This is a genomic window from Desulfothermus sp. (assembly GCF_053993635.1).
In genome coordinates this window covers 1-7,016 of record NZ_JBMYBT010000090.1, presented here as the reverse complement: position 1 = coordinate 7,016, position 7,016 = coordinate 1, and the positions used below count along the sequence as shown (strand labels likewise).

Sequence of the window (7,016 nt, the reverse complement as noted above, 5' to 3'; positions counted from 1 at the left end):
TTACTCCAGAAAAAAACGGCAGTTTTGAAAATGAAACAGTAATAAGAATAGTCTCAGGTGGAACATTGGGGGATGGAAATCCCATTGAATATCAATATAGCATAGATGGTGGAATTACATGGTCTGGCAGGATTCAGGCAGATAATTCCAAACCTCAATTAGAGTTGGAACTTCCAGGAGGGAAAGTTACATTAGCTCAATTAGATTCATCAGGTGCGTCACCTCAATTAAATGGACTTAGCTTTAAAATTGGTTCCATTGAAGTAGAGCAATCATCCACTGATCTATATGCATTCGCCCAGGGAGATATACATGAAGATGTCATTGTAAGAATAGATAATGTTACTGGGACTGGCGGGACTGGATTTACTGGAGGGGATGAGATTGAATACTCATACAGCACAGATGGTGGAATTACATGGGATACAGGACATAAAATAACTGCAACAGGCTCAGGATATGAATCCCTGCCAGTACAAGGGGGAATGCTAAAAATAGCCCCTTCCTCTGTGACGACTTCTCTTTCATCAGGAGATCAATTCACAATCCATCCAAGGGATGCCGGTATGGACACGGAAATCTCCCAGGGGATAAAAATACCAGTAACCCATGTTGGCACCCAGATATTTGGTGGATTTTATAAAAATTCCAGTGGACTGGAGATGGCCCTTGCCTCTGATGAAAAAAGTAACCTCTTTGTTGGGGTTGGAAAGCTTATAACTGCCCTGGAATTAAATGATCAAGATAAGATAAGGAGTTGTCTTGATTACATTGACTCTGCCCTAACTCAGGTCACTAAGACACACGCACAAATTGGAGCAAAGATAAATAGACTAAACACTTCAGAAACAATCTTATCAGACCTTCAAACAAACCAAAAAGAAAGAAAAAGCGCCATTGAAGACGTTGACTTTGCTGACCTATTAACCCAGATAAGCCAGCAACAAACAGTATATCAGGCAATATTAAAATCAGCATCAATGATAATGAAGGTGAGCTTGGTAAATTACGTATAAAATAGCTCTATTTCTGCTTTTTAAATTGGATTATTCGCCTAAAAAACGACCTTTTTTCCCATGAAAACCCACCTGGATAGCATGGCCAGATTGCATTATTCTGAAATATTGGATCTTCTTCGATTGGATATATGGAAGAAGATCTAGCCCTTTGAAATAGTTTTGAACCAGGTATTGGTGTATAGTATGCTAGATGAGGTCTAAATCCATATGATTTTGCAAATTCTATTGTTGAAATGACCTCTTCATCACTTTGTCCTGGAAGTGCAAAAAGTATATAAACACCTATATCTTCTTTATTAAATCCTGCTTCTATGAGATTTTTTACACCAATATCCCACTGATCTTTTGTGAGCTTTTTATCTAATCTGGATAAAAAATTTCCTGTCTCCAACCCAAGCCTAATAGTCTTAAATCCTGCCCTTTTCATAAGTACACAAATATCTTTGGTTAAATATCTTATATGGAGCCCATTTGGGGTATGAAATCTCACCTTATAGCCCTTTTTAATTACCCTTTCTAAAAAAGGAATAAACCATTTTTCTGGATGAAATAATAGCGCATCATCATAAAATGCAAAGTCCCTAACACCCCGATTATAATCAAACAAAAATTCTTCATAAATATCTTCAAAGGGTCTTTGCATAAAGTTAGAGTATAATATTTTGCTTGCACAATATTCACACGAAAATGGACACCCCCTGGAGCCTAAAATTATTGAAAAATTCGGGTCTGGATAAAATTTCGAAGAAATTCTAAAAGGAACTTTGCATCTGGGAAGTCCCATAAACTGCATAAGCAAATTCCAGTTATCATCTCTTTCAACATGCCCTTTTATAATCAAATCAACATCTAAACTTTTTTTGGCATGATCCATACATAGGGTTGGATAGATGCCTCCAACTATTATTTTTGTCTTTTTAAATATCTTTCTAAGAAGTTCTATAACAGCAATTAGACCTGGATACCAATAGGTCATTACAGTGGACACCAGAACAAAATCTGGGGGAGCCATATTTTTAAGGGCCCCTTTAACTGCATGAAAGTCCAGCCCATATCTAGCAAATTTTCTGGGAACTTTTTCTAATCCACAAGGTTTTGGAATCTCCACTCTAGGATATGATCCTGTCCCGTATCTAGCTGGCCTTGGCCATTTAACATCCCTCCACATTATATATAAACAGTCCAAAAGACCAACTTCACACCCAACTAACTGAAGCATAGTTAGACAGGAGATTAGACCAACTGGGCGGGCCCAGAAGTTGTACGCAGCAAAATCATAAATCCACGGATTAATTCCTAAGACCCTTGGAAAATCTTTTTTATTTGAGGATATCCAGATAATCTCTGGCCAATTTGGCAAATTTTGTCTCTTTTGATTTGTCAAGTTTGAGGACATTAAAAAAGGCGGTCTTGGCATCTTGTGTGTTTCCCAGTCTAAGATAATTTTCCCCAAGTAAATAATAGAGGTTTACGTTATCAGGATAGGCTTCAATTCCTTTTTTGATCCAGTATATTGCAGAGGGAATATTTCCTTTTTTTACATATAAATTAACAATTGAAAAATATGCAGGAAGATATCTCCAATTTAAAGTAAGAGCCTTTTTTTCATAAAAAATCGCCTTATCCAACTTCCCTTTATTTACATATATCAAAGCAAGATTATGAGCAGCATATTCAGGGGTTTTATAGGTCTCTATTGAGAGGGCATTCTCAAAACATGATATGGCCTTTTTCTCATCCTTATTAGCAAGATATGCAAGCCCTAAATTATTCCACGCATCCCCATATTGGGGATCTAATTTAACGGCATAAGTTAGAGATGAAATAGCCTTGTTTATTTCTCTTGTCTGGAGATAAATAAGTCCCTTTAAAAAATGAAAATATGGAAGCCTGTTGGCCTTATCCTCTATTTTTTTTAATTCAATAAACGCAAGGCGTGGTTGTTCTTTTAAAATATATGCCTGGGCTAGATCCAATCTAGCCCTTACATCCTTTGTAATAAATGGTGAATTAGTTGTAGCGCAACTGGCTAAAAAAAATAACAACAAAAAAAAACTTATATACGGTCTTTTCATCTTTTATATGACCTTATTTAAGGGATATTCAATTATGCCTTCAACACCAATGTCCATTAATTTAGGGACCAGATCCCTTACTTCATCCTTGTCCACCACAACTTCTACAGATAACCATCCTTTTTGATACAGGTTTGATGTAGTGGGAGAGGTAAGACTTGGAAGCATATTTAGCACCTGATCTAAATCCTTTTCCCTTACATTCATTTTAAGACCCACCATCCTCTCTGCCTTGAGCGCACCTTTTAACAGAGTCTTCATTTGAAGGATTTTGTTTCTTTTCCACTCATCTTCCCATGCCGCCTTGTTTGCTATAATCTGAGTGCAGGTCTGAAGTAATTCAGCAATAATCCTTAGTCCATGTGCCTTAATTGTTGTTCCTGTCTCTGTGACCTCAACTATTGCATCAGCAAGGCCAGCCACAACCTTTGCCTCTGTTGCCCCCCATGAAAATTCCACTTCCACGTCAATTCCTGCACTTTCAAAATATTTCCTTGTAAAATTCTCAAGCTCAGTAGCTATCTTTTTCCCCCGAAGGTCTTCTGGCCTCTTGTATGGTGAATCTCCAGCAACTGCCAAGACCCATCTGGCAGGTCTATTACTTACCTTAGAATATACCAGTTCATCAACAACAACTACATCTGCCTCATTTTCTAAAACCCAGTCTTTTCCTGTAAGACCAACGTCTAATGTTCCATCTTCAACGTATATTGGCATCTCTTGTGCTCTACAAAGGGTACATGTAACGTGGGGATCATCTATTTCAGGGAAGTAATTTCTGTGGTGTAAATTGATTTTCCAGCCAGATTTTCTAAACAAATTTATAGTGGCATCCTGAAGTGAACCCTTTGGTATCCCCAATTTTAAGACTTTTTCCTCAGACATTTACTTATATACCTCCTTGGGATCAAAAATTTTTTCGCTACATATCTCTTCTGTCAATTCTCCATTATTTTCCACTATCCTTCTGTAAAAACAGCTTCTATAGCCAGTATGACACGCAGCAGAACCAATTTGTTCCACTAAAAGAAGGATGGTATCTCTATCACAATCAATCCTTATATCCTTTATTATCTGAACATTACCAGACTCTTCGCCCTTTTGCCAGAGTTTGTTTCTAGACCTACTAAAATAATGTGCCTTTTTTGTCTTTAAAGTGGCCTCCCATGCCTCTTCATTCATATATGCAAGCATAAGCACATCTAATGTTTTATAATCCTGCACTATAACAGGAACCAATCCTCCACCTTTATCAAAATTTGGTTTCATGTAAAAATACCCCTGCTTTAGTAATTAACATACGCTTTCAGTTGTCTGGGTTATTTTAAAAATTTTCTCCATTTGACTCTCAATAGATTTTATTAACTCCTGAATATAAGCCACTTCTCGTTCTTCAAAATATGACTCGCCACACTGTGTACATACCCATGCCGGAAGATTATCAAAACTTATATGGATCCCTTTTCTGTCTATATGAAATGGAGCAGTACTTTTTTTCATCTCTCCTTGACAATATATACACTTCATTTTTTCTTCCTTGTTTTAAAATCTTTTTCCCACTCCTCCTCATTAGGAACATAAGCGGTTATTATTGCAAGATATTCGTCCTTTGGAGCACAAACCACGTGTATAGGCCTGCCTCTATTTCCAAGACCCAAAATAAGACAACTATGTCCTCTTCTGTCTCCAGGGTAATCTTCAATAATTTCCCCTTCAAAAATAACTTTCTGTATTTCTTCTACTGTTATCATCCTCTCTGGTCTGTTCATCTGTCTCACTGCATGAGGTGAAAATAATATTTTTTCATTTGCCTTCTTTTTTATTAAATCCCAAAACGCTCTATCCATTACCTTATCTACTTGTTCTCCAAGATCCTCAATTACTCACCTCTGCCCTTAGTTGTCCACATGCAGCACTTATATCCTGTCCTTTACTTTTTCGCAAGGTAACAATCTGTCCCTTGGACCTGAGATAGTCTTCAAAGGCAATGACTTTTTCTTCTTCAGGAGGAGCATAGCCTATACCAGGCCCTGGATTAAAACGGATGAGATTAATCTTGCATTTTATGTGGGATAAAATTTTATTTAACTCTCTGGCATGCTCCAAAGAATCATTTACACCACCAATCAAGATATACTCAATGGTAATTCTTTGTCTGTTTCTAAGAGGAATAGACTTAAGGAGCTCTATTAATTCGTCCAGTTCCATTATTTTCGCCGCCCTGGGCATAATTTGTTCCCTTAGACTTTGATTCGGAGCATGTAGGGAGACGGCTATTGAACCTAAATCTTCTTTCGCAAATTCCTTAAGGGGCCTAGGTATGCCTACTGTGGAGATAGTTGTATGTCTATATGAAAAATCAAACCCCTGTTTATCCCTTAAAATATAAAGACTATTTTTTACGTTATCCCAATTAAGTAAAGGCTCTCCCATGCCCATGAATACGAGATTTCGTATCTTTAATTTTGCCTTAATTTCCTTTAAAAATGCCCTTGCTACAAGTATTTGTCCCAAAATTTCCCCCTGGGTGAGATTTCTGATAAATCCCATTTGTCCTGTACTACAAAATGTACACCCAAGGGCACATCCAACCTGGGATGACAGGCACTGGGTATAATGGGTCCTCTCTGGTATTAATACTGTTTCTATTATATTTTTGTCTTGTAAACTAAGCCCTAATTTAATTGTGCCGTCTTGTGCTGTCTTTACTGCACTTACCTTTGGCAACTCTATTTTAAAGTCCTCAGATAATCTAAAACGAAATCCCTTGGGAAGATTACTCATTTTATGAAAATCAAAAACTCCTCGTACATACAGCCAGTTCCATATCTGGGATTTTCGAAATTTAGGTTCTCCTATTTCTCTTAAATATTCTTCTATTTCACTGGATGATAGGTCTAAAATATTTCTCATAACCTGCACCTTATGCCCTTACCTGGGCAATTTTTTATGAAGCTCAGGAAAATCCACCAACAGATGAACAACTGTTTGCACTTGCAACTGGTCCTTGTTCAACCCCTTTGACATTTACTGCTGATAAGAGTTTTTTCACATTAAATGACCCACAATAGGGACATTTTACCTTATCATCCCCAAATTTTACAAGCTCTTCAAATTCCTTCTTACAATCTTCACAAATAAATTCAAACAATATCATGTCCCACCCTCCCTTTTAAAGATTAAATCCTCTATACTAAGATTTATACAAAGTCAAAAATGTCAAGACTACTCAAAACAGGCAATTGCCTCAATCTCAATTTTTGCACCTTTTGGCAATTTTGATACTTGAATGGCGGCCCTTGCAGGAGGGTTGGTCTTAAAAAATCTGGCATAGACCTCGTTCATTTTCACAAAATCAATTAGATCAGTCAAATAGACAGTAGTCTTGACCACATTCTCATAAGTTAAACCAGCCTCATTTAAAATAGCCCCTATGTTTTTTAGTACCTGTTCTGTCTCTTCTTCAATGGTGCCTGTAACCATCTCATTTGTATCTGGATCTATAGCAATCTGCCCTGATATAAACATAAAATTTCCAGCAATTATACCCTGAGAATATGGACCTATTGCCTTTGGAGCCTTATTTGTCTTTACTATCTTTTTCATCTAAAAAACCTCCTTTTTGTATTTCTTTTTCAAATAAATCATATTCGTTATATAAATCATCAATTAATTTTCTTAAGACTTTCCAATTATTAGAGGCTGCAGCCTTTTCTATTTGTTGCAATAAAGCCCTTAATCTTTCAGCACCAACAGTGGCTGAAGATCCTTTCATAGTATGGGCTATTTCTTTTACCCTTTGTGCATTATTTTTCAGAAACTCTAGTTTAAGTTCTTGCATCCTAGATGGAGTAACTTTTATAAAGGTATTTAATGCCTTGTGTGCTATTTTTTTACTGTTTGCAAGCCGTTCTAAAACCCC

General features: G+C 36.8%; 11 protein-coding genes. 1 reads left to right on the top strand and 10 read right to left on the bottom strand.

The features are described from left to right. Positions 1-1,016: flagellin (locus tag ACY2V1_RS07145; RefSeq protein WP_461834109.1), on the top strand; the 1,016-nt coding region annotated here is incomplete at its 5' end. 7 nt (positions 1,017-1,023) lie between these two features. Here the strand turns inward: ACY2V1_RS07145 and ACY2V1_RS07140 are convergent. From ACY2V1_RS07140 to ACY2V1_RS07095, 10 genes are all read right to left on the bottom strand, one after another. Then, entirely contained in the window at positions 1,024-2,379 is a 1,356-nt protein-coding gene (locus ACY2V1_RS07140; RefSeq protein WP_461834108.1) for a B12-binding domain-containing radical SAM protein, read from the bottom strand. Continuing rightward, positions 2,339-3,094 carry a tetratricopeptide repeat protein gene (locus tag ACY2V1_RS07135; protein WP_461834107.1) on the bottom strand — a complete coding sequence of 252 codons (756 nt, stop codon included), beginning with the start codon at positions 3,092-3,094 and terminating at the stop codon, positions 2,339-2,341. Before ACY2V1_RS07135 ends, ACY2V1_RS07140 begins: the two co-directional genes overlap by 41 nt. Positions 3,095-3,097: 3 nt before the next feature. After that, complete coding sequence (hisG, locus tag ACY2V1_RS07130) at positions 3,098-3,979, bottom strand: ATP phosphoribosyltransferase (RefSeq protein ID WP_461834106.1); 882 nt, start codon at positions 3,977-3,979, stop codon at positions 3,098-3,100. Next, complete coding sequence (gene hisI, locus ACY2V1_RS07125) at positions 3,980-4,363, bottom strand: phosphoribosyl-AMP cyclohydrolase (RefSeq protein ID WP_461834105.1); 384 nt, start codon at positions 4,361-4,363, stop codon at positions 3,980-3,982. A 24-nt stretch (positions 4,364-4,387) separates the two neighbouring features. Beyond that, positions 4,388-4,621 (bottom strand): YgiT-type zinc finger protein, encoded by a 234-nt coding sequence (locus ACY2V1_RS07120; RefSeq protein ID WP_461834104.1) that lies wholly within the window; start codon positions 4,619-4,621, stop codon positions 4,388-4,390. After that, positions 4,618-4,941, bottom strand: a complete 324-nt coding sequence (locus tag ACY2V1_RS07115; RefSeq protein ID WP_461834103.1) for a DUF4258 domain-containing protein — start codon at positions 4,939-4,941, stop codon at positions 4,618-4,620. The genes ACY2V1_RS07120 and ACY2V1_RS07115 overlap by 4 nt, the downstream gene beginning before the upstream one ends. 28 nt (positions 4,942-4,969) lie before the next feature. Continuing rightward, on the bottom strand, positions 4,970-6,007 hold the full coding sequence (gene rlmN, locus ACY2V1_RS07110; RefSeq protein WP_461834102.1) for a dual-specificity RNA methyltransferase RlmN: 1,038 nt from the start codon (positions 6,005-6,007) through the stop codon (positions 4,970-4,972). Positions 6,008-6,050: 43 nt separating this feature from the next. Then, entirely contained in the window at positions 6,051-6,251 is a 201-nt protein-coding gene (locus ACY2V1_RS07105) for an FmdB family zinc ribbon protein (protein WP_461834101.1), read from the bottom strand. Between the two features lie 68 nt (positions 6,252-6,319). Then, entirely contained in the window at positions 6,320-6,700 is a 381-nt protein-coding gene (locus tag ACY2V1_RS07100; RefSeq protein WP_461834100.1) for a RidA family protein, read from the bottom strand. Then, the coding region (locus ACY2V1_RS07095; protein WP_461834099.1) for an Hpt domain-containing protein at positions 6,675-7,016 on the bottom strand (342 nt) is incomplete at its 5' end. The genes ACY2V1_RS07095 and ACY2V1_RS07100, both read right to left, overlap by 26 nt.

What these genes read in the sequence shown, in the direction of transcription:
- ACY2V1_RS07100 (WP_461834100.1), bottom strand. Translation starts at nt 6,700, where the DNA reads ATGAAAAAGATAGTAAAGACAAATAAGGCTCCAAAGGCAATAGGTCCA.
- hisG (WP_461834106.1), bottom strand. Translation starts at nt 3,979, where the DNA reads ATGTCTGAGGAAAAAGTCTTAAAATTGGGGATACCAAAGGGTTCACTT.
- rlmN (WP_461834102.1), bottom strand. Translation starts at nt 6,007, where the DNA reads ATGAGAAATATTTTAGACCTATCATCCAGTGAAATAGAAGAATATTTA.
- ACY2V1_RS07135 (WP_461834107.1), bottom strand. Translation starts at nt 3,094, where the DNA reads ATGAAAAGACCGTATATAAGTTTTTTTTTGTTGTTATTTTTTTTAGCC.
- ACY2V1_RS07115 (WP_461834103.1), bottom strand. Translation starts at nt 4,941, where the DNA reads ATGGATAGAGCGTTTTGGGATTTAATAAAAAAGAAGGCAAATGAAAAA.
- ACY2V1_RS07120 (WP_461834104.1), bottom strand. Translation starts at nt 4,621, where the DNA reads ATGAAGTGTATATATTGTCAAGGAGAGATGAAAAAAAGTACTGCTCCA.
- ACY2V1_RS07105 (WP_461834101.1), bottom strand. Translation starts at nt 6,251, where the DNA reads ATGATATTGTTTGAATTTATTTGTGAAGATTGTAAGAAGGAATTTGAA.
- hisI (WP_461834105.1), bottom strand. Translation starts at nt 4,363, where the DNA reads ATGAAACCAAATTTTGATAAAGGTGGAGGATTGGTTCCTGTTATAGTG.